The organism is Marinovum algicola (assembly GCF_900109145.1).
Lineage (GTDB): Bacteria > Pseudomonadota > Alphaproteobacteria > Rhodobacterales > Rhodobacteraceae > Marinovum > Marinovum algicola.
In genome coordinates this window covers 42,865-68,873 of the sequence record NZ_FNYY01000011.1, presented here as the reverse complement: position 1 = coordinate 68,873, position 26,009 = coordinate 42,865, and the positions used below count along the sequence as shown (strand labels likewise).

At 61.5% G+C, this 26,009-nt stretch carries 27 protein-coding genes and 1 pseudogene; 11 read left to right on the top strand and 17 right to left on the bottom strand.

Annotated features, from left to right (window positions below; all coding sequences use genetic code 11):
- Positions 1 to 46: 46 nt before the first annotated feature.
- The 3 genes from BMW90_RS15405 to BMW90_RS15395 form a co-directional block, all read right to left on the bottom strand.
- The gene (locus BMW90_RS15405) at positions 47 to 1,222 is read right to left on the bottom strand and encodes an ABC transporter substrate-binding protein (protein WP_074837359.1); all 1,176 of its coding nucleotides are present in this window, start codon (positions 1,220 to 1,222) and stop codon (positions 47 to 49) included.
- Between the two features lie 76 nt (positions 1,223 to 1,298).
- Positions 1,299 to 2,489 carry an ABC transporter substrate-binding protein gene (locus tag BMW90_RS15400; RefSeq protein ID WP_074837358.1) on the bottom strand — a complete coding sequence of 397 codons (1,191 nt, stop codon included), beginning with the start codon at positions 2,487 to 2,489 and terminating at the stop codon, positions 1,299 to 1,301.
- A 146-nt stretch (positions 2,490 to 2,635) separates the two neighbouring features.
- Positions 2,636 to 3,760 carry a CaiB/BaiF CoA transferase family protein gene (locus BMW90_RS15395; protein ID WP_074837357.1) on the bottom strand — a complete coding sequence of 375 codons (1,125 nt, stop codon included), beginning with the start codon at positions 3,758 to 3,760 and terminating at the stop codon, positions 2,636 to 2,638.
- A gap of 106 nt (positions 3,761 to 3,866) precedes the next feature.
- On the opposite strand from BMW90_RS15395, the gene BMW90_RS15390 reads away from it, so the two are divergent.
- Complete coding sequence (locus tag BMW90_RS15390) at positions 3,867 to 5,426, top strand: AMP-binding protein (protein ID WP_074837356.1); 1,560 nt, start codon at positions 3,867 to 3,869, stop codon at positions 5,424 to 5,426.
- Between the two features lie 25 nt (positions 5,427 to 5,451).
- Here BMW90_RS15390 and BMW90_RS15385 read toward each other — a convergent pair whose 3' ends face one another.
- Together BMW90_RS15385 and BMW90_RS15380 are read right to left on the bottom strand one after the other, a co-directional pair.
- A complete protein-coding gene (locus tag BMW90_RS15385; protein WP_170850559.1) occupies positions 5,452 to 6,207 on the bottom strand; it encodes a tyrosine-protein phosphatase in 756 nt (251 codons plus the stop codon).
- A 39-nt stretch (positions 6,208 to 6,246) separates the two neighbouring features.
- A complete protein-coding gene (locus BMW90_RS15380; protein ID WP_074837354.1) occupies positions 6,247 to 6,651 on the bottom strand; it encodes a VOC family protein in 405 nt (134 codons plus the stop codon).
- A gap of 101 nt (positions 6,652 to 6,752) precedes the next feature.
- Between BMW90_RS15380 and BMW90_RS15375 the strand changes: the two genes are divergently transcribed.
- The 7 genes from BMW90_RS15375 to BMW90_RS15345 all read left to right on the top strand — a co-directional run bounded on the left by BMW90_RS15375 (position 6,753) and on the right by BMW90_RS15345 (position 14,009).
- Positions 6,753 to 7,541: an SDR family NAD(P)-dependent oxidoreductase gene (locus BMW90_RS15375; RefSeq protein ID WP_074837353.1), complete on the top strand. Its 789-nt coding sequence runs from the start codon at positions 6,753 to 6,755 to the stop codon at positions 7,539 to 7,541.
- 140 nt (positions 7,542 to 7,681) lie between these two features.
- Positions 7,682 to 9,322 carry an AMP-binding protein gene (locus BMW90_RS15370; RefSeq protein WP_074837352.1) on the top strand — a complete coding sequence of 547 codons (1,641 nt, stop codon included), beginning with the start codon at positions 7,682 to 7,684 and terminating at the stop codon, positions 9,320 to 9,322.
- Positions 9,323 to 9,414: 92 nt separating this feature from the next.
- On the top strand, positions 9,415 to 10,650 hold the full coding sequence (locus BMW90_RS15365) for an acyl-CoA dehydrogenase family protein (protein WP_074837351.1): 1,236 nt from the start codon (positions 9,415 to 9,417) through the stop codon (positions 10,648 to 10,650).
- Positions 10,651 to 10,653: 3 nt separating this feature from the next.
- Entirely contained in the window at positions 10,654 to 11,703 is a 1,050-nt protein-coding gene (locus BMW90_RS15360; RefSeq protein WP_074837350.1) for a phosphotransferase family protein, read from the top strand.
- 25 nt (positions 11,704 to 11,728) lie between these two features.
- Positions 11,729 to 12,385 (top strand): nitroreductase, encoded by a 657-nt coding sequence (locus tag BMW90_RS15355; RefSeq protein WP_211568902.1) that lies wholly within the window; start codon positions 11,729 to 11,731, stop codon positions 12,383 to 12,385.
- Positions 12,382 to 13,200, top strand: coding sequence for an SDR family NAD(P)-dependent oxidoreductase (locus BMW90_RS15350; RefSeq protein WP_074837349.1), 819 nt, complete (start codon positions 12,382 to 12,384; stop codon positions 13,198 to 13,200). Before BMW90_RS15355 ends, BMW90_RS15350 begins: the two co-directional genes overlap by 4 nt.
- Complete coding sequence (locus BMW90_RS15345) at positions 13,197 to 14,009, top strand: SDR family NAD(P)-dependent oxidoreductase (RefSeq protein WP_170850558.1); 813 nt, start codon at positions 13,197 to 13,199, stop codon at positions 14,007 to 14,009. Before BMW90_RS15350 ends, BMW90_RS15345 begins: the two co-directional genes overlap by 4 nt.
- Before the next feature lie 18 nt (positions 14,010 to 14,027).
- Here BMW90_RS15345 and BMW90_RS15340 read toward each other — a convergent pair whose 3' ends face one another.
- From BMW90_RS15340 to dctP, 6 genes and pseudogenes are all read right to left on the bottom strand, one after another.
- Positions 14,028 to 14,660 (bottom strand): DUF4286 family protein, encoded by a 633-nt coding sequence (locus tag BMW90_RS15340; protein WP_139211401.1) that lies wholly within the window; start codon positions 14,658 to 14,660, stop codon positions 14,028 to 14,030.
- A gap of 17 nt (positions 14,661 to 14,677) precedes the next feature.
- A pseudogene (locus BMW90_RS15335) lies at positions 14,678 to 15,394 on the bottom strand (NAD-dependent epimerase/dehydratase family protein).
- A gap of 92 nt (positions 15,395 to 15,486) precedes the next feature.
- A complete protein-coding gene (locus BMW90_RS15330) occupies positions 15,487 to 16,632 on the bottom strand; it encodes an acyl-CoA dehydrogenase family protein (RefSeq protein WP_074837346.1) in 1,146 nt (381 codons plus the stop codon).
- Positions 16,633 to 16,659: 27 nt separating this feature from the next.
- A complete protein-coding gene (locus BMW90_RS15325) occupies positions 16,660 to 18,003 on the bottom strand; it encodes a TRAP transporter large permease (RefSeq protein WP_074837345.1) in 1,344 nt (447 codons plus the stop codon).
- Between the two features lies 1 nt (position 18,004).
- Complete coding sequence (locus tag BMW90_RS15320; protein WP_074837344.1) at positions 18,005 to 18,523, bottom strand: TRAP transporter small permease; 519 nt, start codon at positions 18,521 to 18,523, stop codon at positions 18,005 to 18,007.
- A 70-nt stretch (positions 18,524 to 18,593) separates the two neighbouring features.
- A complete protein-coding gene (gene dctP / locus BMW90_RS15315) occupies positions 18,594 to 19,631 on the bottom strand; it encodes a TRAP transporter substrate-binding protein DctP (protein ID WP_074837343.1) in 1,038 nt (345 codons plus the stop codon).
- Positions 19,632 to 19,734: 103 nt separating this feature from the next.
- Between dctP and BMW90_RS15310 the strand changes: the two genes are divergently transcribed.
- Positions 19,735 to 20,919 (top strand): CaiB/BaiF CoA transferase family protein, encoded by a 1,185-nt coding sequence (locus BMW90_RS15310; RefSeq protein WP_074837342.1) that lies wholly within the window; start codon positions 19,735 to 19,737, stop codon positions 20,917 to 20,919.
- On the opposite strand, the gene BMW90_RS15305 is transcribed toward BMW90_RS15310, so the two are convergent.
- From BMW90_RS15305 to BMW90_RS15290, 4 genes are all read right to left on the bottom strand, one after another.
- Entirely contained in the window at positions 20,909 to 21,940 is a 1,032-nt protein-coding gene (locus BMW90_RS15305) for an NADP-dependent oxidoreductase (protein WP_074837341.1), read from the bottom strand. The two genes, BMW90_RS15310 and BMW90_RS15305, sit on opposite strands and share 11 nt — an antisense overlap.
- A gap of 105 nt (positions 21,941 to 22,045) precedes the next feature.
- Complete coding sequence (locus BMW90_RS15300) at positions 22,046 to 22,372, bottom strand: hypothetical protein (protein ID WP_176247340.1); 327 nt, start codon at positions 22,370 to 22,372, stop codon at positions 22,046 to 22,048.
- A 40-nt stretch (positions 22,373 to 22,412) separates the two neighbouring features.
- A complete protein-coding gene (locus tag BMW90_RS15295; RefSeq protein WP_074837340.1) occupies positions 22,413 to 23,123 on the bottom strand; it encodes an IS6 family transposase in 711 nt (236 codons plus the stop codon).
- Positions 23,124 to 23,353: 230 nt separating this feature from the next.
- Positions 23,354 to 23,569 carry a hypothetical protein gene (locus tag BMW90_RS15290; RefSeq protein WP_074837339.1) on the bottom strand — a complete coding sequence of 72 codons (216 nt, stop codon included), beginning with the start codon at positions 23,567 to 23,569 and terminating at the stop codon, positions 23,354 to 23,356.
- Between the two features lie 550 nt (positions 23,570 to 24,119).
- Here BMW90_RS15290 and BMW90_RS15285 point away from each other — a divergent pair.
- Both BMW90_RS15285 and BMW90_RS15280 read left to right on the top strand, forming a co-directional pair.
- On the top strand, positions 24,120 to 24,368 hold the full coding sequence (locus BMW90_RS15285; protein WP_074837338.1) for a hypothetical protein: 249 nt from the start codon (positions 24,120 to 24,122) through the stop codon (positions 24,366 to 24,368).
- 100 nt (positions 24,369 to 24,468) lie between these two features.
- Complete coding sequence (locus BMW90_RS15280) at positions 24,469 to 25,203, top strand: hypothetical protein (RefSeq protein WP_074837337.1); 735 nt, start codon at positions 24,469 to 24,471, stop codon at positions 25,201 to 25,203.
- Positions 25,204 to 25,224: 21 nt separating this feature from the next.
- Here the strand turns inward: BMW90_RS15280 and BMW90_RS15275 are convergent, their stop codons facing one another.
- Both BMW90_RS15275 and BMW90_RS15270 read right to left on the bottom strand, forming a co-directional pair.
- Positions 25,225 to 25,482: a helix-turn-helix domain-containing protein gene (locus tag BMW90_RS15275; RefSeq protein ID WP_074837336.1), complete on the bottom strand. Its 258-nt coding sequence runs from the start codon at positions 25,480 to 25,482 to the stop codon at positions 25,225 to 25,227.
- Between the two features lie 139 nt (positions 25,483 to 25,621).
- A complete protein-coding gene (locus tag BMW90_RS15270; RefSeq protein WP_074837335.1) occupies positions 25,622 to 25,939 on the bottom strand; it encodes a hypothetical protein in 318 nt (105 codons plus the stop codon).
- Between the last annotated feature and the right edge of the window lie 70 nt (positions 25,940 to 26,009).

Below are 26,009 nucleotides of genomic sequence, written 5' to 3'. Positions count from 1 at the left end.
TCGACCTTCGGCCGGGCAAGATCACGCCGTGCCTCCGGCAACTTGCTTATTGCACCAGAGCACATTTGGACTGATCTAGCGGCAGAGCCGTCAATTCCGGCTCCAGCGATCCACTGATCGTCAGGTAGTCCCAGTCTCCCGTACTTTCGTCAGGAGTCTTCGTCGTGTAGGCATACATCGGCCGCAGCACACGTCCGTCTTCGCGGATGGTCGCGGTGCTGCCGTCGATCAACGCCACCGGGTTTTCACCCATCCATGCACGGACGTCCGAAGCATCGGTCGATCCAACGGTAGCGATGGCCTTGAGATAGTGGCGCGTGAATTCATAGAGCATTGCATTGGTGAAGGTCGGAGGGCGGTCATACACCTCTTGAAAGCGCTTGGCGAAAGCCCGCGTTTCGTCGTTGTAGTCCCAGTAGAACTGGATCGCGCCCGAGATATTCTGAACGTTTTCAAGACCTGCAGCCTTGATGTCCGTGATGCCGAGGAAGAAGGGCGCCAACGGAATGTCGAGGCCGAATTCCTGTGCCTGCTTGGCGATCGCGATCTGGTAGGATCCGAAGGTTGCCAGCCCGATCGTCTGCGCGCCACGCGACTGCGCCTCGAGCAGGAAAGACGAGAAATCTGTGGTCTGCGGCGAATGCCGTACCGATCCGACGACATTGCCGCCGGCCTCTTCAACCGCTGCGGCGCCGGTCGAACCAAGATCATGACCGAAGGCATAGTCGACCTCGATGAAGAACCAGCTGTCGCGCCCGGCCTCGACCAGCGGCTTGGTGATACCGCGAGCCAGACCATAGCTGTCCATCAGCATCGCGAGCTGATTGGGTTTGCAGCTTTCATTCGTCATTCGCGAAGAAACCGCGTTGGCCAGGAAAATCACGTCCTTGTCCGCAATCAGTTCCGAAATGGCGAGGGCGACTGCGGAATGGTCGGCGTTCAGGATCAGATTTACGGATTCAGTATCCAGCCACTCCCGCGCCACGCCAAGCCCCACATCGGGTTTGCCAAGGTGGTCGGCGGTCAGCAGGTCTATCTCTTCGCCGTTGATCATACCTCCGGCGTCGGCGATGGCCATTTCAACCGCGCGCAAACCGCTTTCGCCTGTCAGCACCGAAGTTGCGCCGGACAGATCGGCCAGGTACCCGATCTTGATTTCGGACATGGCCGGAGCGGCGGCGAAAAGCAACACTGCACCAGCAGCCAGAAGCGTCTGTCTCATTTCGTTTCCCATTTGAAGCTATCGTGATCGTTCGGATGAGGACGCCGGGCCCCGGCAGGGCCCGGCGGGGATAGAATCAGCTCTTGTTCACGAACTGGCAGGTGCTCTCGGACAACGGAGTCGTTATCGTGTCACCCGACACGGTGCCGGTCAGCTCAAGGAAGTCCCAGTCGCCGGTGCTCTGGTCCGGCGTCTTGGTCTTGTATGTCAGGACGTCACGCTGCGTCGCACCGTCTTCCCGCAGGTTTACGGTATCGCCGCGGATCGTCTCCATCGGCGTGTCACGCATCCAGGCAACGACGGCTTTGGCATCGGCGCTGCCGACGGCCTCGACACCCTTCAGATAGTGGCGGGTGAATTCATAGGAATAGGCGTTGGTGAACGTCGGCGGATGGTCGATGCCTTCCTCGAAGCGCTTGGCGAATGCGCGGGTCGCTTCGTTTTCGTCCCAGTAGAACTGGATCGCGCCCGAGATGTTCTGCAACGTGTCCAGGCCGGTCGACTTGATGTCGGTGATACCCAGGTAATAGGGCGACAGGCTGGCCTCGACGCCGAATTCCTGTGCCTGCTTGGCAATCGCGTTCTGCCAGGATCCGAAAGTCGCCATGCCGATCGTGTCGGCACCGCTGGCCTGCGCTTCCAGCAGGAACGACGAGAAATCGGTGGTCTGCGGTGAATGAATGGCCGACCCGACGACTTCGCCGCCCGCGCTCGTGACGCCGGCTTCGCCCTTGGCCTGAAGATCGTGGCCGAGTGCGTAATCAACTGTGATGAAGAACCATTTGGTCTTGCCACTCTCGACCTGCGGAACCGTGATCGCACGGGCCAGTGCCGTCGTATCAAGAAGCATCATCTGCTGAGCAGGACCGCAGTTCTCGTTGATCAGCTTGCTGTTGGACGCGCCGGTGAACATGGCGACGTCGCGGTCGCGGATCAGGTCGCTGATCGCCAGCGCCACGGCAGAGTTGTCAACCGGAGTCATCATGTTGACGCCCTGCTGGTCGATCCATTCCCGCGCGATGCCAAGGCCCACGTCGGGCTTGCCCAGGTGATCGGCCTTGAGCACCTTGATCTGTTCGCCGTTGATCTCTCCTCCGAAGTCCTCGATCGCCATACTCATGGCGTGGAAAGCGCCTTCGCCCGTCAGGGCGGATGTTGCGCCGCTTAGATCTCCGAGGAAACCGAGTGTCACGTCGGCAGAAGCCGGCGCGCCCATTCCCGCAATACCGAGCGCCACTGCCGCCACTGTTGTTCTTTTGAATGTCATCAATAGTTCCTCCCTTGCTGGTTCGACTTCCTTTTTGGCGGAAGTCACTGCGAATCTTAGACGCGTCACGCGACCTCATTCGCTTTATGATCGTACATTAGCGTATTTGTTTTCTTCTGCCAACATATTTTCACCTGCCTTACCAGTCAGGCGCGTTCTGTCGTCGCGTTGGCCAAACCCCAGTCCGCGAAAACCTCCGCGGTATGTTCGCCCGGCTCTGGTGCAGCGGTTCGGAGCTGACCCGGGGTCCGCGACAGCCGCGGTGCCGGGGCCGGAACATGCAGTCCGTCGAGCGTACCGAAGGTTCCGCGCGCCGCCATCTGCGGATGCGACCGGGATTCGTCGATCGTCAGGACGGGGGCAAAGCAGGCCTCTTTCCCCGTCATGTGCGCAACCCAGTCTTCACGGGTACGCTTCGCGAAGACGTCGGCAAAGGTCTGGCGCATCGCGGGCCAGTTCGCGCGGTCACTGCGGTCAGGCAGGCTGTCGGCATCCAGCCCGAGGGCGGCGACGAGGTTGTCATAGAACTTCGGCTCCATCGCCCCGACCGAAACGTATTTGCCGTCGCTGGTCTCGTAGGTGCCATAGTAGGGCGCGCCACCGTCGACGATATTGTCCTCGCGGTTGGCCGACCAGCTTCCCTGCTGACGAAAGCTGTGGAATGCCGACATGAGCTGCGCCACGCCATCGACCATCGCACAGTCCACCACCTGCCCCGGCGCACCATTGCGCGCTGCATGCAGTGCCGTGAGAACCCCGACGATCAGGAACATGCCGCCACCGCCCAAATCCGCTACAAGGTTCAGCGGTGGCGGCGGTCTGCGGTCGGCCGCACCCATTGAGTACAACGCACCAGTCATGGCGAGATAGTTGATGTCGTGCCCCGCCTCCTGCGCCATCGGGCCGTCCTGGCCCCATCCGGTCATCCGCGCGTAAACCAACTGGGGGTTCAGCGCATGGCAGATGTCCGGACCCAGGCCAAGCCGTTCCGCGACGCCGGGACGATAGCCTTCGATCAGTACATCAGCGCTGGCGATCAGGCTTTTTGCGGTTTCGAGGCCGGTCTCAGTTTTCAGATCCAGCGCCACGGAACGTTTGTTGCGCATGTAGAAATCGTACTTGCGCGGTATGTCCAACGTCCAACCTGTACCTGGCGGCCTGTCGATCAGAACGACGTCCGCGCCAAAATCTGCCAGTATCGAACCCGCGAACGGTGCTGGTCCCTGCCCGGCCAGTTCAACAATCTTGATGTCAGAGAGCGGTCCCGGCACGGCATATTCCTTATTGTTTTGTAGCTTACAATACGTATCCTAATATTAATGAGCAAAGTCGGCAAGCATGATGGATGCCGGACTGCGATCGGTAGGAGAATGGAACATGCAGATCACGCAATTCGTACGTCAGGCGGTCACGATGAAACCGCAGGGTGTCGCCACCATACACGCAGGCCGCAGCCGGACCTGGACCGAAGTGGCGGACAGGATTGCCCGGATGTCCTCTGCGTTGCGGAGTCTCGGATTGAATACGGGCGAAACTGCAGCCGTCCTGTCGATGAACAACGACAGATATGTCGAGCTGTTCTTCGCCATCCCGCATGCCGGCTGCTGCTTCGCCCCGATGAACGTCAGATGGGCCCCGGCCGAGAACGCTTATGCCTTAGAAGACTGTCAGGCACGGATTCTGTTCGTGGGCACCGATTTTGTCGAGGCGGGACAAGAGCTGGCCCGCACCTTTCCGCTCAAGGCCGTCATCTACATCGGAGAGGGCGATTGCCCGGACGGAATGCTCGCATATGAGGACCTGATCGCAGGCGCCGCGCCGGGCGAGGACGCGAACCGTCGCGGCGACGATGTCTTTGCGATCTTCTATACCGGCGGCACAACCGGCCTGCCAAAAGGCGTGACCTTTACCCATCAGGCGCTGGCAGAGGCTTCTGTCGGTTACCTCGCGATGCTGCCGGACATCGAGGATCTTAGCTTTGCCTATGTCGGCGGATTCTTTCACTTCTCGGCCGCGAATCCGGCGCTTTACATCACGCTCGCGGGCGGCACCCATGTCGTCCTGCCAAAGTTCGATCCGGTCGGAATGATGGCCGCGATTCAAAAGCACAAGGTCACCAACGCTGTCATGGTTCCGACCATGATCACCATGATGCTCAATCACCCCGATTTCGAAGAATACGACATGTCGAGCCTGACCACGCTGGTCTACGGCGGCTCGCCGATGCCCAAGCAGTTGATGCAGGAGGCGTCTACCAAGCTGCCGACTTGGCGGTTTTACCAGATCTACGGGATGACCGAGACCGGAGGCTTCGCATCGATGCTGCGCTGGCGGGATCACCTGTTCGACGGACCGACCGCACACCGGATCCAGTCCTGCGGACAGGCCGCGCCGGGGGTGGAAATCCGCATCGTTGATCCGAAGACGGGCGCGGATCTGCCGCGTGGCGAAGTCGGCGAAATCGCGATGCGGTCGGACTACGTGATGAACGACTATCTGGGCAAACCGAATCAGACCGCCGAAACACTGCGGGATGGCTGGGTGTTTTCCGGCGATGCCGGCCAGATGGATGGTGACGGCTATCTCTATGTCGCGGACCGGGTAAAGGACATGATCGTGACCGGAGGCGAGAATGTCTTTTCAATCGAGGTCGAGCGCGCCCTATATGCCCATCCTTCGGTCAAGGAGGCCGCGGTCGTCGGGATTCCGTCCGAGAAATGGGGTGAATCGGTGCACGGGATTGTCGTCCTGCGCGACGGCCACACAGAAGACTCGGCTGCTCTGATCGCCCATTGCCGGACCCTGATCGGAAGCTACAAGTGCCCCAAGTCGATCAGCTTCCGCAGTGACCCGCTACCTGTCGGCCCCGCCGGAAAGGTACAGAAAAACGTGCTGCGTGACCCTTTCTGGGAAGGCCGGACCCGCAAGATCGGCTGAGCGGTCAGTTCGGCCAGCACCGGCGTCAGGCCACCAGCCGGTGTTGCAGGCGCTCGATGTCGGCGACGCTGAGCCCGAGGCCGCGTACCGCGTAGTCACGGGTTGTGCCAAAGCTGTCTTCGACACCGCGGAACATGGCCTCCAGATGATCGGCATGAGCCTGGCTCAGCGCAACCGCGACATCCGGCGCCATTCGTGGCAGGTCATGGGCGCGGGCACGCTGGTCGATTTTGGCGACCAGCGCCTCTGTCGCTTGGTTGGTGAGAAGGTAATCCGCGAAGATGTCGCCACGGCTGACCCCCAGAAGATCCAGGAGCAGCGCCACGACGACCCCCGTCCGGTCCTTGCCGGCGGCGCAGTGCACGAGCAGCTTGGGCCCGCGCTGAATGAGCGCGCGGAAGACGTCTCCGAAAACGGCGGAAAACTCGACCGGCATACGCAAATAGATCTGACTCATCGCCCCCTTGAGGGCGTCAACATCCGCGTTCTCGCTTTTCAGAAGTTCGATGAGATCGCCATGACGGATGTCGTGTGCACGGGACATTATCGTAAACCCCGCCTCATTCAGCATCGGCGAGGGTGTCATTGTCTGTTCGCGGACCGCGCGCAGATCAAAGACAGTCGTCAGACCGAGCGCCTTCAATCCGGCGATGCCCTCGGCGTCGACATCTCCGAACGCGCCGCTGCGGTAGAGGCTGTTTTCCAGAAGATGGCCGCCCGCCGCGCGAAAAGCCGCGACCGGCCGGAAATTCAAGGTCCCTTTGGGCGTGGCGATACTCACGATGTCATCCTCTGCGCAAAGGCGCCCTGGCTCAACCCGTCACGCGCCGGCGACGAAGCGGGTGACCTCGCCCTTGGGGCACAGTTCGATGATCGTGCCGTGCCCGTCGGCCTTGGTGATCCAACCCCGGTGCAGAGGCAGATTTTCGGTCGGTTTCTGGTGATGAACAGTGACACCTTCGGCCTTGAGGCGGGCGATCTCGGCCTCAAGATCGTCGACTTCCAAAGCGACAACCACGTCCCCGTGACGCATCTCGCTCTTGCCGCTGGTTTCGACCAGTTCAATCGTGAGACCACCCTGCCCAGTAAAGAATGCCAGACGCAGACCCAGTTCCGGCACCTCGCGCACGATCGGCGCGCCATGCCCCAGCAGCGGCTGGTAGAAGGCGACTGCCTTATCCAGATCATCCACGAACAATCCGATATGATCCAGCTGTCCCGCCATCGTTGCGCTCCCGTTCAGAAATATATTAGCTAGTTTACTTTCATCTTGCGTACCTTACAATACGGCGAGTGATCTTTTGCAAGGCTGGAGGAATGGCAGGGATGATGAGACTGGCAAAGCGGCGTGCGATCGTGACCGGAGGAGGCAGCGGAATCGGACGCGCCTCGGCCTTGAGGCTGGCAGAAGAAGGTGCGGCGGTGTTGGTTGTGGGACGGACCGAAGCCCCACTGATGGAGACCGCGCGCTTGATCCGAGAGGCCAATGGGACAGCCGACTACCACATTGCCGATGCCTCGGACGAGGCCGCCATCCAGGCAGCGATCGACAAATGCGTTGCCGAGTTCGGCGGACTCGAAGTCTTTTTCGCCAACGCCGGCAACACGGATTCCGTCACCCCGTTCCTTGAGCAGACCGCTGCGCAGTGGGAGGGCATGTTCCACGACAACGTGACCACCGCCTTCGTCGCCTGCAAGCTTGCGGGTCGGCACATGATCGCCAACGGCGGCGGGTCCATCATCCTCAACTCCTCGACCGGGTCGCTGCGCGCACGTGGCGGGACCGAGGCGTATGGCGCAGCCAAGGCCGGCGTCAATCACCTGACGATGACGGCCGCCTGCGCCTTTGCCGGCAATAACGTCCGCGTCAACGCGATCCTGCCCGGTCTGACCGAAACAGGACTGACCAAACCGATGTTCGACTGGGCCCGCAACGCGGGCAAGATGGACCGAATGGGCAAATTGACCCCGATGCAGCGTCCCGGTTTCGTCGAGGACATGGCGGGTGTCGTCGCATTCCTGGCATCGGACGACGCAGCCTATGTCGACGGCCAGCTTATCCCGGTGGACGGCGGCATCTCGGCCACGCACCCGGCAGGGAAGTTCGTCTACTGAAGCCTGCAGAGCGCCTTTTGGGCAGCAACGTACTTGACGTTCCCGAATGTGATGTGGTTTTGTATTGTAAACTAGAGTACGGCTTTCGTCGGCGGCTTTCAGGAGGATGGAAGGCCACCAGCGCAAAGGGAGGATTGACCATGTCGCTAGATTTCAACCTGAAGACCCATTCCGACAACATGCGAAAGCAGGGTTGGTGGCAGGACAAGACATTCGACGATCTGCTGGAAGAAGCGATTGCGCGCAGTCCCGACAAGCCGGCGCTTGTCTGCTACCGCATGGATGCGGGCTATGACGTCCCTGCCGCGTCCTACAGCTATGCAGAGTTGGGGGATGCCGTGGCCAAGGCCGCCGGAGCATTCCGCCAGATGGGCATCGGCAAGGGCGACGTGGTGGGGATCATGCTTCCCAACTGGGCGGAATTCGTGATTTCGGCCTATGCGCTCAGCCGGATCGGGGCGATCCCGAACCCGCTGATGCACATCTTCCGCGAACGGGAACTGCGCTTCATGCTCGGCTTCGCCGACGCCCGCGCAATCGTCGTGCCCAAGACCTTCCGCGGTCATGATTTCGAAGCGATGATGGACGGTCTCCAGCCGGAACTGCCCAGCCTAAAGCATGTCATCGTGGTCGATGGCGACGGGGACCGGTCGTTCGACAAGGCGGTGATGCAATCCTCTGCGGCACCAATCCCGGCCTCCGAAGGCACCCCGATCGATCCGGGCGAAATGTCGGTGCTGATGTACACTTCGGGCACCACCGGTGAGCCGAAGGGCGTCATGCACTGCTTCAACACGCTGATCGCCTGCTGCAAGTCGCTTGGCGACCGCTTCGGTCTCGACACCGACGACGTGCACATGGGCTCGACCCCGTTCGGTCACATGACCGGCTATGCGGCCGTCATGGCGCAGTCGCTATACTATGGCAGCACCATGGCGATGATGGACGTCTGGGACGGCGCGGCCGCGGTCGAGATCATGCGCCGCGAAGGCGTGACCCACATGGCCGGGGCGACGCCGTTTCTTTCCGACATCTGTCGCGTTGTCGAAGGCGGGGCCGAACCGCCCAAGCTGGACACCTTCCTCTGCGGCGGCGCCCAGATCCCGCCGGTCGTCATACAAAAGGCAAAGACCCTTCTAGACCTCAACGTATCGTCCCTTTGGGGCATGACCGAAGCGCTCTCCGGTTCGCTGACCGAACCTGAGCGATCCGCCGACAAGTCCGCATCCACGGACGGACGGGCCACGGATGGCGTCGAACTTCTGATCGCGGACGAGAACCTCAATCCCTTGCCGACCGGCGAGACGGGTCGGCTCTACTTTCGTGGCGCGCAGCAGTTCCTGGGCTATTACAAGAGGCCGGGTCTTTGCGGACGCGGCCCGGAGGAATGGTTCGACAGCGGCGACCTCGCCTATATGGACGAAGAGGGATACATCCGCATCGATGGCCGCTCCAAGGACATCATCATCCGCGGGGGAGAGAACGTTCCCGTAGTCGAGATCGAGTCGATCCTCTATGATGATCCGCGTATCGCCGATGCTGCCATCGTTGGCTATCCCGACCCCCGGATGGGCGAACGTGGCTGCGCTTTCGTTGTCCTTTCCGGAGATGACGGGTTCAACCTAGACGACCTGATCAAGGTGATGACCGATGTCGGAGTGGCCAAGCAATACTGGCCCGAGGCCGTCGAAGTGATCGACGTGATGCCACGCACCGCATCGGGCAAGATCCAGAAGTTCATTCTCAAAGAACAGGCAACAGAAAAGTACTCGCCTAACTGACCGGATTTCGCAGGACTGACACCTGGCCGGGCGTATGACGCGCCCGAACCAAAACGGCTGCCTGCACGAACGAACAGCAAAGGACCCGGGCCATGGATTTCAACCTCCCTACGACCATCATCGACAAGCTTGCCGAACTCGACGCTTTCATCGAGTCCGAAATCAAACCGCTCGAGGCCGAGAATATCCAGTTCTTCGACCACCGCCGGGAATGGGCCCGCACCGACTGGGAGAATGACGGCGCCCCCTCAGAGGATTGGCGCGCAGTCCTGTCAGAGATGGAGCGTCGCGCCGATGCGGCGGGACATCTGCGGCTTTGCCTGCCCGAAAGCTGTGGCGGCCAGGCTTCGGGCAACCTGATGAACGCGGCAATCCGCGAACATCTCTCGGGCAAGGGTCTGGGGCTGCACAACGACCTTCAGGACGAGAATTCGATTGTCGGCAACTTCCCGATCGTGCCGGCCATCGCCCGCTACGGCACCAAGGAACAGCAGGTCTATATCGAAGGGATCATTACCGGAAAGCAGCATCTAAGCTTTGCGCTGACCGAACCTGACCACGGATCGGACGCCACTTGGATGTCCACCAGGGCGGTGAAGGACGGCGATCACTGGGTTATCAACGGTGCGAAGCGTTGGAATTCGCAGGTCGGGCGGGCGCAGGCCAACCTCGTCTTCGCCAGAACCTCGGGCAAGGACGGATCAGGCAAGGGCATCACTGCGTTCATCGTGCCGACCGACACCCCGGGCCACGACATCATCATGAACCACTGGACGTTCAACATGCCCACGGACCATTCCGAAGTGCATCTGAAGGACGTCCGGGTGCCCGACAGTGCGATCCTGCATGAAGAAGGGCGTGGCCTGGAAATCGCGATGATGTTCATCCACGAGAACCGCATCCGCCAGGCGGCAGGAAGCGCGGGCGCATCGCGGTACTGCATCACCGAGGCGGTGAATTACGCCAAGGACAGGGTCCTGTTCGGCGAACAGCTAGCCACGCGACAGGCGATCCAGTTCCCCCTGGCCGAGCTGCACGCGGAATGCGAGATGATCCGCAATTATATCTTCCGCACCGCCTGGAAGATGGATCAGATGGACCCGGCGAAGATCACCGACGAAGTGTCGATCTGCAACTTCATGGCGAACAACCTCGTTTGCCGCGCCGCAGATTTCGCGATGCAGGTGCATGGGGGACTGGGCTATTCCCGCCACAAGCCGTTCGAACACATCTACCGCCATCACCGCCGCTACAAGATCACCGAAGGGTCGGAAGAGGTTCAGAAGCGCCGGATCGCCCATTCGCTTTTCAGCTTCGGGAAAGGTTGAGGGATGCAGGCGCAGACGACGGATACGAGCGTCACGGGCTTCGATCCGGCTCCGCTCCGCGACTTTCTCGAGGAATTTCTCGGTCGGCAAGTGCGCAACCTGCACCTGCGTCCGACCGAAGGCGGCATGTCCAATCCGACGTTTTTTCTTCAGGCTGATGACTGGCGGGCTGTCCTGCGCAAACAGCCTGGGCAAAAGCTGGCGAAATCCGCCCATGCCATCGACCGGGAATTCCGCGTACTCACCGCCCTCGCCGACAGCGACGTCCCGGTGCCCGAAGTCTATCATTACCACGAGGACGCCAATCTGATCGGCACGCCCTTCTACCTGATGGAATGGCTCGACGGCCGGGTCTTCACCGAATACGCCACGCCGGGCCTGACACCTTCCGACCGGACGGCGCTCTACTCTTCGATGTGCGAAACGATGGCGCGAATCCACCGGCTGGATTTCCGGGCGCTCGGCCTTGGGGACTTCGGGCGCGAGGGGAACTATTTCAGACGCCAGATCAGTCGCTGGTCTCAGCTCTGGCAGCAGTACCGCAAGGGCGACGACGACAATCCCGCACTGGACGGGATGATCACCTGGCTCGACGCGCGCATCCCCGAGAGCGAACAGCTGGCTCTGTGTCACGGAGATTTCCGCATCGGCAACATGATCTTCCACCCGACCGAACCCCGCGTGATCGGCGTACTCGACTGGGAGCTTTCGACTCTCGGCCACCCGCTCGTCGACGTGGGCTTCAACACCCAGGCCTGGCACATGGCGCCGGACGAGAATGGCGGGATACTCGGGCTCGATCACGCGGCGCTCGGGATTCCGGCCGAGGAAGACTACCTCTCCGACTATTACCGCCACGCCGGCAGCCCCGAAGAAATGACCGACTTTCACCGCGTCTTCGCGATGTTCCGCGGCGCGGTCGGCGCGGCAGGGGTCGCAGTGCGAGGGGAACAGGGAAATTCCACCCTGCCCGACAGCGCCCGGATCGGACGCTTTCTGGCGGATGCCTATGCAAGGCGCGGCATGGAAATCGCCGCCCGACATGAAACCTGAGGTTCTGACCATGACGACGATGACAGTGGACGAAGCCATCACCCGGCGCCGGTCCGTGCGTGGCTACCTGCCAGACGAAGTTCCCGAAGCGACGCTGCGCGAGGTTTTCGGTCTGGCCCAGGGCGCGCCATCCAACTGCAACGTGCAGCCCTGGATGTCCTACGTCCTGTCAGGAGAGAGCCTGCGCAGCCTCGGCCGGAAAATGGTGGATGCTGCCAAAGAGGGTATCCCCCCCGATCCGGATTTCGCGGCCGATCGCAAGTTCGAGGGTGTATATCGCGAACGGCAGGTGGACGCCGCAGTGCAACTTTACGGAGCCATGGGCATCGACCGGAGCGACCGCCCGAAACGAGACTGGGCCTACCGCCGCAATCTTGAATTTTTCGGCGCCCCGCATTGCGTGATGATTTTCATGATGGAGGGGTTCGAAGAGCGCGAGGCGGTCGATCTTGGCATCTACGCGCAGACCCTGATGCTCGCTCTGACCTCGCGCGGGATCGCGTCCTGTGCGCAGGGTGCGCTTGGCCTCTATCCGACGATCTGCCGCGAACACCTCGGACTTCCTGAAACGCAGCGGCTGATCTTTGGCATCTCCTTCGGATACGAGGATGAATCGGTGGACGCCAATCGCGCCCGTGTCGGACGGGAAACCTTGGAAAATAGCGTGAGGTTCGACGCATGACAGAGAATTCTGCGGCCTTGCCGCTGGCTGGAAAGGTGGCGATCGTGACCGGGGCCGGGCGTGGGCTGGGGCGGGCTTATGCGCTGCGGCTGGCCAGCCTCGGCGCCGATGTCGTGGCTAGCGACATCAACCTGGACAGCGCAAGGGACTGGAACGAAGAGCTGACCGCCGACAGTGTACAGGCCGAAGTCGAAACCTTGGGCCGCCGTTCCATCGCCGTTCAGGCCGACATGTCGAACCCCGAAGATGTCGCGCGCCTCTTTGACGATACAAAGGCCGCCTTCGGACGGCTGGACATTCTGGTGAACAACGCCGGCGGGGCCATCGCCCGCGACAGCGGGCCTCTGGCTACCCAAACCAGCCAATCGGATTATGACCTGCTGATGGATGCGAACCTGCGCTCTTGCCTGCTGGCCTGTCAGGCGGCGGCACGACTGATGAACGGCGGCGGCAGCATCATCAATGTCACCTCCCAGACCGCCGTGTCGACCCTGCCCGGCGGGCCGCTGGCGATCTACGGTGCGGCCAAGGCCGGAGTGACCGTTCTGACCCGTTGCCTTGCCGCCGAGCTTGGCCCGCAGGGCATCCGGGTCAACGCGATCGCGCCGGGGATCATCATGACATCCCGCGTCGCCGCGCAGGCCGCGGAACGGGGCCTCGGAACAAATGCGCAGGCCGAGGGTCTGCCACTCAGGCGGCTTGGACAGGTCGAGGATTGCGCCGGGGTCATCGAATTCCTTGCCCGTGATCTTTCGCAATATGTGACAGGACAGGTCATCTGCGCCGATGGCGGCGCAGTCCTGAACGCCAGTTGACCGGCGCGCGGCTGGCGGGCAAGACCGCTATCGTTACCGGCGCGGCCCGCGGAATCGGTCGGGCATATGCGCTGCGGCTGGCCAAGCTTGGCGCAGACGTGGTGATCGCGGATCTCAACCTGCAGGGCGCGGCCCGGATCGGCGAAGAACTGGGCGCGGAGTCCGTCATGGCGGAAATCGAAGCGCTCGGCTGCCGCTCCATCGGCGTTCAAGGCGATCTGCGTAACCCCGAGGCCGTGGCAGGTCTGGTTGCAGAAACCATGGCGGCGTTCGGACGGATCGACATCCTGGTGAACAACGCCGGTGTCGCCGTGGCGCGGGGCAGCGGCACCCTCAGCACCGACACGACGCCCGAAGCCTTCGACTACCTGATCGCGGCCAATCTGAAATCCACCCAGATGTGCTGCGCGGCCGTGGCGCCCGTGATGAAGCAGCAGAAATCGGGAGTGATCGTCAACATCTCTTCCCAGACCGGAATTTCGCTGCTTGAACACGGCAACCTCGCCATCTACGGCGCGGCCAAGGCTGGCGTCGCCTACCTGACCCGCACCCTTGCGGCCGAACTTGGACCGGATGGCATCCGGGTCAACGCAATCGCGCCGGGGATCATCGAAACCGCCCGTCTGAAGAAACTCGATCCCTCCATGGGTGTCGGCACCCCGGAACAGCTCAACGCGATTGCCCTGCGTCGGTTCGGACAGACCGAGGACATGGCCAACGTGCTGGAGTTCCTCGCCACGGACCTGTCCGGCTATGTCTCGGGTCAGGTGATCTCGGCCTGTGGCGGTGCGGTTCTGCATCCCAACTGACCGGAACCGTTCACCGGGTCAGAAATCATCGCGGCTCATCATGAAGGTGAGCCGGAACAGATCCACTGTGATTGACGACCCGCCGGGACGCATCCGGACACCGTCGGCGAGTTGGTTCAGATTGTCGGGATCGGTAGTGTCGATGTACAATGCGCAGGGATATGTGGCTGCCTTGTCCGTTTCACTATAATGGGTCACGGCACTGTCAGGTACCCCAAGCTGCCAGGATGCCACATCCGGCAAATTGCGCAGGCCATAGGCCACGGATCGCAGAGTGTCCAATTGCTGCGCGCTCGTCCCCGAGGAATCCGCGCGCACGACGCACAGGAAACCGCCATGACCGGCCCCGAATCCCTCTTGGATGTCATAGGCTGTTCGGGTCATCCGACGCAGCAAGGGACGGGCGGCGATCGTGGCCGACGTCGGCGCGGCCCGGCGCGCGGCATACGCATCCGATGCGAAAACCTGCAGGGTGTCGGCAGCGTAGATCATCAGCCAGCCTTGTCCGGGCCGGGATGGGCCGACCGCACTGTAGCGCCGAGCATGGGTAAAGCCGGGAACCTCCAGGCGTTCACGGACATGTTCGTGATTGTGCCACCTTTCGAACTGGGCGCGGTCCGACTCTTCGAGGTCGAACCAGTTTGCCAGCAATCCCGCCGACCGCACCTTCAGCCCGCCCTCAGATAATCTTCGATGCAGTCTGCGGCCCCGGCTTCGAACCCGTATCGCGGTACCCAGTTCAGCTCTTGCCGCAACTCAGATGAATCGAGGTCGGCATAGTCGAACAGCGGCGTCTCCTTTCCCCCGCCCTCGGACGCGGGCGCCTCGGCGAAATCGATCCGACCACTCGCAGGCGCGACCTTTACGGTAAGGTCCATCATCTCCCGGATCGAAAGGTACTCCCCGGTCCCCAGGTTGTAGATCGGCCGTTTGAACCTGCGGTCGGCAAAAAGCGTTTCGACGAAGATGTCAGCCGCGTCCTTGGAGTACAGCGGGTTTATCATCGTGTCGGCCTGCCAGGGATGGGTGACCGTCCCCTGCCCCGTCTCTGCAACGTCTTTCATGGCCTTGACCAGAATCCCGACCGCCCCGTCGAGCCGTCCGAAACCGAAGGTCATCACCGGTCGCAGGCCGACCACATCGACGACCTCGCGATGCGCCTGTTCGGCAAGACCCTCGCGCATCGCCTTCGTTCGTCCATACAGATCATAGGGCCGGGTCGGCTCGTCCTCGGTCACCGTCTAGCGCCCGAAGGTCTCCTGATAGAAGCCCCGCGTTCCGTAAACGGCGGCCGAGCTGGCATAGACCACGCGCCGGAATCCGAATGCCTGGGCAAGTTGCAGAAGGTTGCTGGTCCGGAGGTAATTGATGCGAACAGCACGCACCGGGTTTGATGACGCGATCAACGATCCGAAACGGGGAAAGGCCCATTTCGAGCGGACGTGGCAGTTTCTCGAAAAGCTCAGTTGATGTCGGCTCAGTATGGGACCGCAGCGCGTCCGATCTTCTGGCGGGCGATGATCTGCTTCATCACGCCTGCCGTTCCGTCGCCGATTTCCAGCCCCATGACATCGCGCATCCGCTGCTGGTGCGGCAGGTCATAGGAATAGCCGTAGTGACCGCTGGCCAGCAGGCAGTTGTGGATCACCTCGACCGCGTGTTTGGGCCCCATCCACTTGCACATTGCTGCCTCTGACGTATGCGGCAGCCCGGCCTCTCGCAATTGCAGCGTCTGATAGGCGAGCTGGCGGATCGCCGTGATCATCGACTCGCCCTCGGCCAGCGGAAAACTGACACCCTGAAACTGACCGATCGGGCGGCCGAAAGCCTGCCGGTCCTTCACGTATGCCCATGCCTCGTCCAGCGACGCCTGCGCCGCACCCGCGCATTCTAGGGCAATCAGGGCCCGCGAATAATCGAACCCGTGCATGACCTGTGTGAACCCGGTACCTTCTGCGCCCAGACGGCACCATTCCGGAATCACGACATCCTCGAAGAACAGTGACCCGCGCCCGACGCATTTGTGACCGACGTCGTCGAATTTCAGCCGGGCGATGCCCGGTGTGCCCTCGGGGATGAAGAAGGCAGTGACGCCTTTTGCCCCCTCTTCCACCGATCCGGTGCGGGCGAAAACAAGGAAGATGTCGGCGCAGTCGGCAAAGGTGATCGAGGTCTTCTCTCCGGTCAGCACGTAGTCCATGCCCCGCTTCTTCGCCCGCAGCTCGATCCGGGCGGCGTCCGACCCGCCGCGCGGCTCGGTCAGGCAGATCGCCATCAGCTTTTCGCCCGCGATCATCCTGGGCACCCATTCGTCGGTGATCTCTTTCGGCGCGTGCTGCATCAGGACGGCAGCATTCAGCGACACATTGACGGGAAGGGCGGACATGTTGAAATCGCCAAGCGCCAGCGCCTCGGACACCATGCCGGTGGTGATGGAACTGTCGCCCAGCCCGCCCAGCTCTTCGGGAAGGTCGGTGCCGATCAGACCCATGGCCCCCATCTCGCGCGCAAGGTCGCGGTCGAAAGGCTGGGTTTCGCGCTTCTGGTAGCCGGGCAGCAGGATATCGCGGGCAAATTTCTCGGCCGCGGTTTTCAACGCGAGCTGGTCCTCGGAAAAGATCATGTCGTGTTACTCCTCTAGGGGCTGTGGCTATCCGATCTGCGCTGGCAACCAGAGAGTCAGGGCCGGGAAGAGAACCAGAAGCGTCAGCACGATCAGGTCCATAGCAAAGAAGGGCGCGACCCCGGCAAAGATGCGGCCGATCGGAATCGGCGGGTTCGTGACCGACTGGATCACGAAGACATTCAGCCCGACCGGCGGCGTCAGCAGGCCCATTTCAAGCAGTTTCACGACGATCACGGCGAACCAGATCGTGCTGAGCCCCTGCTGTTCGATCAGCGGCAGGGTGAACGGCAGGGTCAGAAGCATGATCCCGAGCGGATCCAGGAACATGCCCAGAATGATGTAGAGGCAGATGATCCCGAAGATCAGAACGCCGGTGCCCGGATCGAAAGCCAGCACCTGGCTGACCATCCACGGCGCGACACCGGTGAGGGCCACGAATGTGACAAAGACCTTGGCCGCCCCCGCAATCAGGAAAATCGCCGCCGTCTGAAACGCGGCCTCGCGCAGCGAAGACCAATAGACGCTCAGCGTGATCCGCCCTGTCGCGAACGCCAGGATCGACACGGTGGCGAAACTGACCGCTGCGGCCTCGGTCGCGGTGAAGATGCCGCCATAGATACCGCCGATGATGATGACGAACATCAGGATCGCGATCCAGGCCTTTGCGATGGCGACCAGACGGTCCCGCATGCTGTGGTGTTCCATGACCGCAGGAAGGTCCTTCGGGCGCATCACCGCCCAGAGCAGGATCACGACCGTGTAGCCCAGCATGGAAATCAGACCGGGGATGATCGCGGCGATGAAGAGCTTCGAGATGGATTCCTCGGCGAAGATGCCGAAGAGGATGAACAGGACGCTCGGCGGGATCAGCGCGCCGAGTGTGCCGCCAGCAGCGACGGCCCCGGTCGCGATCCGGTCGGAATATCCATAGCGCCGCATCTCGGGAACGGCGACCTTGCCCATGGTCGCGGCGCAGGCAACACTTGAGCCCGAGATCGCCGAAAACCCGCCGCAGCCGATGACCGAGGCGACGGCCAGGCCCCCCGGAATCCGGGACAGCCAGGCCCGGGCGGCGGCATAGATGTCGGTGGTGATCCCGGCGGCATAGGCGACATGGCCCAGCCCGATGAAGAGCAGTACGGCTGAAAGGTCGTAGGACTGGAACAGCTCGATGATGGCGCCGTAGGCCAGCGTCATCGAAGGCGCGAAGGCGCGTGAGAAATCCGGCCCGCCGCTGCCCATGAACGCAAAGTTCAAAATTGTGCCGAGCGTCGCGCAGGCCGCGAGAGCGAAGGAAATCGGCGTCCGGAGGGCGATCAGGATGAAGGTGGCGATCAGGCCGCCGACGCCTATGGCGATAGGTGTCATCTTACTTTTCCGCTCTGGCCAGCGGCCCGTCGACCGGACCCGGGTGCCGGGCATCGTGAACCACCAGCGCTACAAGCCGTAGCATCATCACGAGCAGACCCACGAAGAACATCGCCTCCCCCGGCCATTCCTGCAGTTTGAGCTTGCCGTACATGTAATCCCCCCTCGCGAAGGATGAGGCGAATTCGTCCCAGGCCCAGACGGTCAGCGGCACGAAGGCCACCAACCCGATGCACCAGGCGAGAAGGTTGCACGCCTTGCGCACGCCCGCGGGCAAGGCGTTGTAGAAGATGTCGATGGCGATATGGGCCCGCTCGGCGCTGGCATAGCCAAGCGCCGCGGCGATGGTCGCGACCATCAGCTGACGTACGATCAGGATGTCATCGGGAAGCCCCGGCCAATGAAACGACCGCGCCGCGATGCCGTAACAGATGATCACCGTGATTACGATCATCGCCACCACGGCCAGTTGCAACAGCGCGTTTTCAAGCCACCCGAGCACCTTGGTCATCTGTCTCATCCGGTTCTCTTGCTTTCCGATCAGGCGGATCCCTCCCCTGCCGTGGCCCCGGCGGCGGAGGGATCTCCGGTTACCGGGTGCTCTGGTCGATCAGGGATCTGTACTGATCAACGATGGCCTGCCCGTCGAGCCCGTAATCCGAAGACTCCTCGATCCAGGCGTCGATGTACTTCTGGCTCGCTTCCTCGATCATCTCGCGGTCTTCGTCGCTGATATTCGTGACCGTCAGCTCCTTGCCGTCGATCCCGTTCGGAAACTCGGCGATGGCCTGCTGGTTGGCCTCCCGGATCGTCCTGGCGTTGTTCTCGGTCAAGTTCCTGCCGGCCGTCACGACGATCTCCTGCTGTTCGGGCGAGAGCCGCTCGAACGAGTTCTTGTTCATGAAGATGGCGTTCGAACCAAGTGTCCCGAGGTCGAAGATCACGAACTGGTCGCTGACCTCGATGAGCTTGTAGGACAGTGTGGTATAGGCATAGGTCTGAGCGCAATCCACCAGCCCGGTGCTGAGCGCCTGATAGATCTCGGGCGTGGACAGCTCGACCGTGGTCACGCCAAGGTCGTCAAAGATCTTTCCGTATTCGGCAGTATAGCGGACCTTCTTGCCCTTCAGATCGTCGAAGCTTTGCAGATCGACGCCGTTGCAGACCATCTGGATAGGGCCGACAGTATAGTTGCCGATATAGACGACGCCCGCCCTGTCGAACTGGGCCTGAAGACCTTCGTTGGTGGTTGCAAGCTCGTAGAGCGCCATGCTCTGCGCGACTTCGTTTTCACTGGTGATCGGCAGGTCGCCGACGCGGTAGCCGAACAGATCCTGCGGGGCATAGACGGCGGTGATGGTCGACATGTCGGCAACGCCGGACTGCAACCCCCTGAAGCCGTTCTTGGCCCCAAGCAGCGCCCCGCCCCAGTGTTCGACGATCTCGATCTCTCCGCCCGATCGTTCCTTGATCTCGGCGAAGAAATCCTGGACCGTTCCGGCCCGGTCGCCACGGTTCGGACCATAGTCGGCAAAGCTGATCGTGGTTTGGGCGGCGGCGGCTCCGGTTAGAGTTGTCGCCAGGATTGCGCCAAGCGCAACAGAGCGCTTCCCTTCGAAAATGGACATGATTTCCTCCCATATGGTATGCTTGCATACAATGACCTTGTGCAATGAGTTGTCAATCCCTGAACGATTGGCTAGTTCGTGTCAGCGAAAGGGGAGGATCACCATGCTTGGCGACACCGCGCACGGAGCGCATCAACCGCTGGCCGGCCTGAAGGTCATCGACCTGAGCCAGATTTACAACGGCCCCTACGCGACCTTCCTGATGGCCACCGCCGGAGCGCATGTCGTCAAGGTCGAACCCCCAGCCGGCGAACCGCTGCGCCGACGCGGCGTGGTGGGCGGTGCCGCCCTGCCCTTTGCCATGCTGAACGGCAACAAGGACTCCGTCGTCATCGACCTGAAGACCGAGGAAGGTCTTGCGGCCCTCAAGGCAATGGTGGCCGATGCAGATGTCATGGTCGAGAATTTCGCGCCCGGTACAACGAAGAAACTCGGCATCGATGCCGAGGTCATGCAGGCGCTGAACCCCCGGCTGATCTACGCCTCCTCCACCGGGTTCGGCGTGGACGGACCCTATCGCACCTATCCGGCAATGGACCTCACCGTGCAGGCCATGTCAGGCGTCATGTCGATCACCGGCTTCCCCGACCGCCCGCCGGTCAAGGCCGGCCCGGCGCTGTGCGACTTCTTCGCGGGCATCCACCTCTATGGCGCGATCACCACCGCCCTGCTGGACCGCGAACGCACGGGTATCGCACGGCGTGTCAGCGTCGCGATGCAGGACGCGGTCTATGCCTCGCTTTCGTCTTCGCTAGGGATGGTCTGGGGGTCACGGGACGAAGAGAACCCGCCGCCGCCCCGCACCGGCAACCGCCACGGCGGCATGGCTGAAAGCCCCTACAACGTCTATCCCTGCACCGACGGCTGGATCGCCATCATCTGCGTCGGAGAGAAGCAGTGGCAGAAGCTTTGCAACGTGATGGAACGGCCGGATCTGCTGACGGATCCGCGCTTCGCCTCGCTCAAGGACCGGGTCAGCGTGATGGACACGGTGGACGAGATCGTCGGCGGCTGGACCGGCGCGCGCAGCAAGGAAGAGGCCTTCGGCAAGCTGATGACGGGGGGCGTGCCCTGCGCTCCCGTACGGACCCTATCGGAAGTGATGGAGGACGAGAACATGCATGCCCGCGGATCGCTGCAATACCAGGACCACCCGGAACTGGGCCGCATCGTCGTGCAGCATTCGCCGCTGCGCTACGAGGGGGCGCCGCTGACTCCGCTGGAACCAAGCCATGAACTCGGTGCGGATACCGACCGCATTCTTGCGGCGCTCGGGCTCAGCCGATGAAGATCATCGACTTGCCCATGTTGCGCCCCTCGTAGAGGTCGTTGATCGCCTCGGGCGCGCATTCGATGCCCTGTTTCATGTCGGTGGCCCAGGTCAGTGTGCCCTTGGCGACCATCGCGGCAAGATCGTCGCAGGCCGAAGCGTATCGGGTCAGGTGATCGAAGACGACAAAGCCTGACCAGACAAGCCGCCGCGTCATGATCTCGCGCTCATTGCGCGGCCCGGTCGGGATCGGGGACCAGCTTGAATTCGCCGCCGTGCCGCATTGCACGATCCGGCCCGCGACCGCCATCTGACGCAGCACGGTGTCAAGGATCGCGCCGCCGGTGTTGTCGAAATAGACGTTCACCCCTTCAGGCGCCTCCGCACGCACCGCGGCCTCTAGATCGGCCGTCCGGTAGTTGATCGCCGCATCATAGCCGAAGCGGGTCTTACACAGTTCAACTTTCTCGTCGCTTCCGGTCAGCCCGACGGTCCGGCAGCCCAATCCATTGCCGATCTGCCCGACAAAGCTACCGACCGACCCCGCTGCCGTCGACACGACCAACGTATCCCCCGCCTCCGGACGACCAAGCAGCGTCAGGCCCAGATAGGCCGTTACCCCATTGATCCCGCAGACACTGGCAAAGGCGTCGAGCGGCAGATCCTGGGTACAGCGGTGAAAGACGGCGTCGGGCGTGACGACCGCATAATCCTGCCAGCCAAAGAAGCCGTAGAGGAAATCTCCCTCTGAATAGGCTTCGCTCCGGCTTTTGATGACCTGCCCGACCGCCAGACCCCGCATCGGACCGCCAAGCGGCACCGGGGCAGAGTAATTGGCCACATCCGCCGCCCATCCGCGTTGCGCGGGATCGACAGACAGGTAGACGTTGCGCACGAGGACCTCGCCTTGATCGGGCTCCGGAATCCCGGTTTCGTCAAAGGTGAAATGCTTGGCTTGGGGGATGCCTGTCGGACGGGTCGACAGAACCACGCGTCGGTTCCGAAGCGGCAGAGTGAAGACCGGAACGTCGCGGGGCATGGCATATCCTCTCGGGCTTATATGGCAGATTTATCTTGCAGGCGCGCGCGTCCTGCACTCAGGGACCACGGCTTTCGCCACAACGTACGCAAGCTTACGAGATAGTCAAACGCTGCCTGATGTCCGGTGCGCCAGAAAACCGTCCTGCAGGACCGGTTCAAGTTCTCCCCGCCGCACCAGCCGGTTCACATGGGCAAGGGTTTCGGTGAAGGCAAAACTCATCTGGTGCGCATCCAGCTTTCGCGCAAACAGAACCGGCACAAGATCGGCAACGGTCTGCGGCGCGACCGCGCAGGCAGTGCGTATCAAGTCGCAGCGCTGCTCGTGATGATCTTCCAGTTCTGCCGCCCGAGTGTGAAGCCCGTGGAACGGGCGCCGATGACCGGGAAGCACCAGAACCTCCGCGAGAATATCCTGCCGGGGGATTGCCAACTTGTTTTCGCCTATTTGAGAGAGGCGAGACCTCTGCCTGTCAGGCGGTCATTTCGGCTGCATAGCCTCTCCAGAGGTCGAAAGCATCGGACCTTGCGTGCCGGTATGAGACGGCGGAGAGTTGATAGCGTCGTGGGCGAAAAACGATGTTGATCTGATCATGGGCAGCCAGAAATCTCTGTGCCTGTTGGGGAGATTTGAACCGCCCCATCAACTTCTCGCGTTTTCGTGTTGGCCTGTGTGTTCCTTCGATCCGGTTGTTCAAGCCCTTGTGCGCGCGATGAGCTGCGCCCGGTGCCAAGTCCCGGATCGGCCTGAAATAACTGCGCAACTTGTCCGTGATGACGACACGGGGTTCACCGAACCGGTCGATCAGCCTTGCCAGAAAACGTCTTGCAGCCTTGGCGTTGCGCTGTGGCTGAACGAGAATATCAAGGACGTCGCCGTTCGCGTCGACCGCCCGCCAGAGCCAGTATTTTCTGCCGTTGATTGGGATGACAACCTCATCCAAGTGCCATTTGTCGCCCGCGGCCGGTCTGTCGCGCTTGATGCAATCGGCAAAGTGGCGGCCAAAGCGGTTCACCCATTTTCGGATCGTTTCCCGGCTGACCATCACGCCCCGATCGGCGAGAAGATCCTCGACATCCGCTGTGCTGAGCGCGAAGCGATGGTAGACCCAGACGGCATATGCAACGATTTCAAGAGGAAAACGGTAGCCTTTCAAGCGCGGCATGGAGGATGGTATATTCATACACAACGCCTAACCAAGCGCCGCACCGCAAACAAGTTGGCAATCCCTCTGCAACAACGTCAGGCCTTGCCGTAACGTCAATCGACGCCTACGATAAGAAGCGTGAGTACACTATTTTACCTCGATTCTGGGACCGCTTGGCAAAGATGCCTGGCGGTCCTTTTTCGTCGGACTCTTCGTTAACGCCCCCCGCCTCTTCCCGGCCGCGCAGGATCTTCGCCAGAGCGAACTTATCGCCGACGTAAAGCGTCTGTCACGCGCCGCCCCAATGCGGTCTGCGCGTAGTCGCGACCGAACGCGTTTGTCATCTCGGGGTCCAATCTGGTCAGCAGGCCCTTCTCGACCAAACCACTCATAGTCTCGGAGTCGACATGCCGGGCGTGTCCAAGGAGCACATTAGTCTCCAGCACATCCAGCGCGTCGATGATGGCGGTGATCTGAGGCATACGGCCTCCTGCAGCTCATTTGATAGAGCGCCTGAGAGCCTGATCGGACATCTTATTCGCTCGCTTAAAGTGTTACAGCAGCGCCGAAGGACAGCAACATCCATGTACACAGCCCAAGAAGCGGCACTCTAGGCGGGCGAAGATCCGCTGGTTCAGCGAACCCAATCCATATGCACGGTCCCATGGCCTTGGCCCTGCATCCGTCGTCCCGCCACACTGGACCTCTTCCCATTGATCGAGGTTGTGTCCCGACACCCGTCACGTTTCCCACAACAACGGCGGATTACCGCGCAGACGCTAAATGGCGTCATTCCCGCTTGCGCGTTGACGCTTCACCTCGTAGTCAAAAATGGAGCTTTGTAAGGCGAGTATTAATCCGATCAATTCAACCAGTAAGTGTTTTTCTGATGTGCCCTCTTTTCCCGTCTGACCCGCTGTCCCGAAGAGCTGAAACCGGCTTTTCTTGGTGCCACCGGGACGGGGCACCCCGTCATCTCAAATTGGTTGTCAGGGCCGCGTTGGCTGAAGACGTGACGTGGGGTCGGCCGCAATGAAGGCGGTCAAGGCTGAGGCTGCACCGATCGCGCGTCTCTTCGGATTCAATCCAAACCGTGCCATCGCATGGGTCTACGTCTGGAATACCTCGGAACTGTCCATCCTCTGGCTGGATCGGCGCGTACCGCCAAAGTTCATCGACCCTCCCTTGCCGAAGGGCGTGCTGGACCAGGCCATCGCCGTGACTTCCGATGAGGTGACCGATCTGTTGACCGCACTCTCCAATCGCACGACAGGCTCATAGCAAACGGACCCGTGTGCTGCTCATGCTATATCGAATGTTACTATAGTATAGTATTGTAGGCGCGTGGTAGGGAATCGTCAGTAGCTCCGGAGACCGAGACATGCCCAAACGCCTCGCCCCTTTCGTCGCCGCTCTTGGTCTTGGGATCGGCCCTTTGAGCGGGACCATAGCCGCCGCTCAAAGCTATCCGATCGATTGCGCCATATTGCTCTGCCTGTCCGGTGACTGGCCTGCTTCAGTGCCCTGTGCCCGCGCCAGGGCGGAATTCATCCGGCGGATCACCCCATGGCCAATCGAGCCTCCTCTTCAGATCTGGCGGTGCCCCATGGGCGCAGCCTATCCAAAGAACAATGACGAAGGCCCCCTCGCCCGTCTCTACAACGCCGTTTTCGACCAAGTTGGCCGGACCACGCCTGCGCCAGGTCCGGCGATCTCGAGCCGAGACCTTTCACCACAGCATCGGCCCGCTACGGACGAGAATAATGACCGGCGATTGCCAGATGGTTTCGCGCTGCTGCTCGCACAAAGCGCCGACATCGACATCAGCGGCCCTGAGTTCAACTTCGTCCGTTCGATCCGCGTTTATGATGTCCGCTATGCTGCGCAAAACCACCCGGGCGAAGGCGGTTGCATGCGCTATGCTTCAGTCTATTTGGGCAGCTACAGCACCCAAGGCGCATTCTCTTGGGCCAGGTCTACACCAGAAGCCCTGCCCGCAGCCCATGTCGGCCTGGAGACCTGGGGCATGAACTGCCCGGAACTCTACCACCGATCCGTCTTCGTCGACTGGCGAGACTACGAGGGCAACTACGGCTTCGAGCAAGTCAACTACTGACGGCCTTGCGTGGCCGGAGCATCAAATCCGGTGATCCGCGTCCATGGCGCCTTCGGCCTTGGCAAGCAACGTCGACGCGTCTACCTCCATGGCCCGCGCCAACACGATCAGCTCGATCACGTCGATCCGACGTTCACCACTTTCGACTCGGGCAACGAAGGATTGGTGGCACTTGAGCCGAACGGCGAGCTGCTCCTGCGTCAGGCCAGTCGCTTTCCGCGCCGCGACCAATGCGTCGCGGAGTGCTTCATGCCCGGAACTCCTGATTGTCTTTGCCACGCGTCACATGCCTCTTGCGACGGGGCTAATCCAGTTTGCAGATTATCTAAAAAGTAGATAGTTTGGACCCAGAACGATATCGACGTCGCGGAAAGCCCGTGGTGGCACGTGAGACCACGGCTCTCACGTTACGGACCCGTCAGTCGCCCACTGTCTGGACGAAGCGGCCGTACTCCTGACTCACGTCGCGGGCCTCCGCGAAGGCTCGGGCCCGCTCCTCGTCCAAGCACCGCAGATAGGACTGGATATCACGGAAGTAGAGATCGAAGTCCCGACGGATGATGTCGGCGTAATCCTGGGCATCCCGGGCGTCATTCGGCACAAATGGTCGCTGCGGCGCGATGCAGGTTTCAGCCGAGGCCCCGTGCACCGAAAGGGGCAAGAGTATACAAAGCGCGAGGAGGAGCGATTTTGGAGGAGAGATTCGGCACAGCCTTATTCTCTTGATCGCAGGCATGGGAGGCGTTTATCCGTTCGAATGAGCGAGAATCCGCTAGGCGGCGCATGGATATAACTTGTGCGTCAAT

Bases quoted from the DNA above. Each gene is read 5' to 3' on its own strand.
- BMW90_RS15290 (WP_074837339.1), bottom strand. From the start codon at position 23,569: ATGCCTCAGATCACCGCCATCATCGACGCGCTGGATGTGCTGGAGACT.
- BMW90_RS15360 (WP_074837350.1), top strand. From the start codon at position 10,654: ATGCAGGCGCAGACGACGGATACGAGCGTCACGGGCTTCGATCCGGCT.
- dctP (WP_074837343.1), bottom strand. From the start codon at position 19,631: ATGTCCATTTTCGAAGGGAAGCGCTCTGTTGCGCTTGGCGCAATCCTG.
- BMW90_RS15330 (WP_074837346.1), bottom strand. From the start codon at position 16,632: ATGATCTTTTCCGAGGACCAGCTCGCGTTGAAAACCGCGGCCGAGAAA.
- BMW90_RS15370 (WP_074837352.1), top strand. From the start codon at position 7,682: ATGTCGCTAGATTTCAACCTGAAGACCCATTCCGACAACATGCGAAAG.
- BMW90_RS15320 (WP_074837344.1), bottom strand. From the start codon at position 18,523: ATGAGACAGATGACCAAGGTGCTCGGGTGGCTTGAAAACGCGCTGTTG.
- BMW90_RS15310 (WP_074837342.1), top strand. From the start codon at position 19,735: ATGCTTGGCGACACCGCGCACGGAGCGCATCAACCGCTGGCCGGCCTG.
- BMW90_RS15365 (WP_074837351.1), top strand. From the start codon at position 9,415: ATGGATTTCAACCTCCCTACGACCATCATCGACAAGCTTGCCGAACTC.
- BMW90_RS15325 (WP_074837345.1), bottom strand. From the start codon at position 18,003: ATGACACCTATCGCCATAGGCGTCGGCGGCCTGATCGCCACCTTCATC.
- BMW90_RS15390 (WP_074837356.1), top strand. From the start codon at position 3,867: ATGCAGATCACGCAATTCGTACGTCAGGCGGTCACGATGAAACCGCAG.
- BMW90_RS15350 (WP_074837349.1), top strand. From the start codon at position 12,382: ATGACAGAGAATTCTGCGGCCTTGCCGCTGGCTGGAAAGGTGGCGATC.
- BMW90_RS15295 (WP_074837340.1), bottom strand. From the start codon at position 23,123: ATGAATATACCATCCTCCATGCCGCGCTTGAAAGGCTACCGTTTTCCT.
- BMW90_RS15375 (WP_074837353.1), top strand. From the start codon at position 6,753: ATGATGAGACTGGCAAAGCGGCGTGCGATCGTGACCGGAGGAGGCAGC.
- BMW90_RS15280 (WP_074837337.1), top strand. From the start codon at position 24,469: ATGCCCAAACGCCTCGCCCCTTTCGTCGCCGCTCTTGGTCTTGGGATC.
- BMW90_RS15305 (WP_074837341.1), bottom strand. From the start codon at position 21,940: ATGCCCCGCGACGTTCCGGTCTTCACTCTGCCGCTTCGGAACCGACGC.
- BMW90_RS15270 (WP_074837335.1), bottom strand. From the start codon at position 25,939: ATGCCTGCGATCAAGAGAATAAGGCTGTGCCGAATCTCTCCTCCAAAA.
- BMW90_RS15405 (WP_074837359.1), bottom strand. From the start codon at position 1,222: ATGAGACAGACGCTTCTGGCTGCTGGTGCAGTGTTGCTTTTCGCCGCC.
- BMW90_RS15380 (WP_074837354.1), bottom strand. From the start codon at position 6,651: ATGGCGGGACAGCTGGATCATATCGGATTGTTCGTGGATGATCTGGAT.
- BMW90_RS15285 (WP_074837338.1), top strand. From the start codon at position 24,120: ATGAAGGCGGTCAAGGCTGAGGCTGCACCGATCGCGCGTCTCTTCGGA.
- BMW90_RS15400 (WP_074837358.1), bottom strand. From the start codon at position 2,489: ATGACATTCAAAAGAACAACAGTGGCGGCAGTGGCGCTCGGTATTGCG.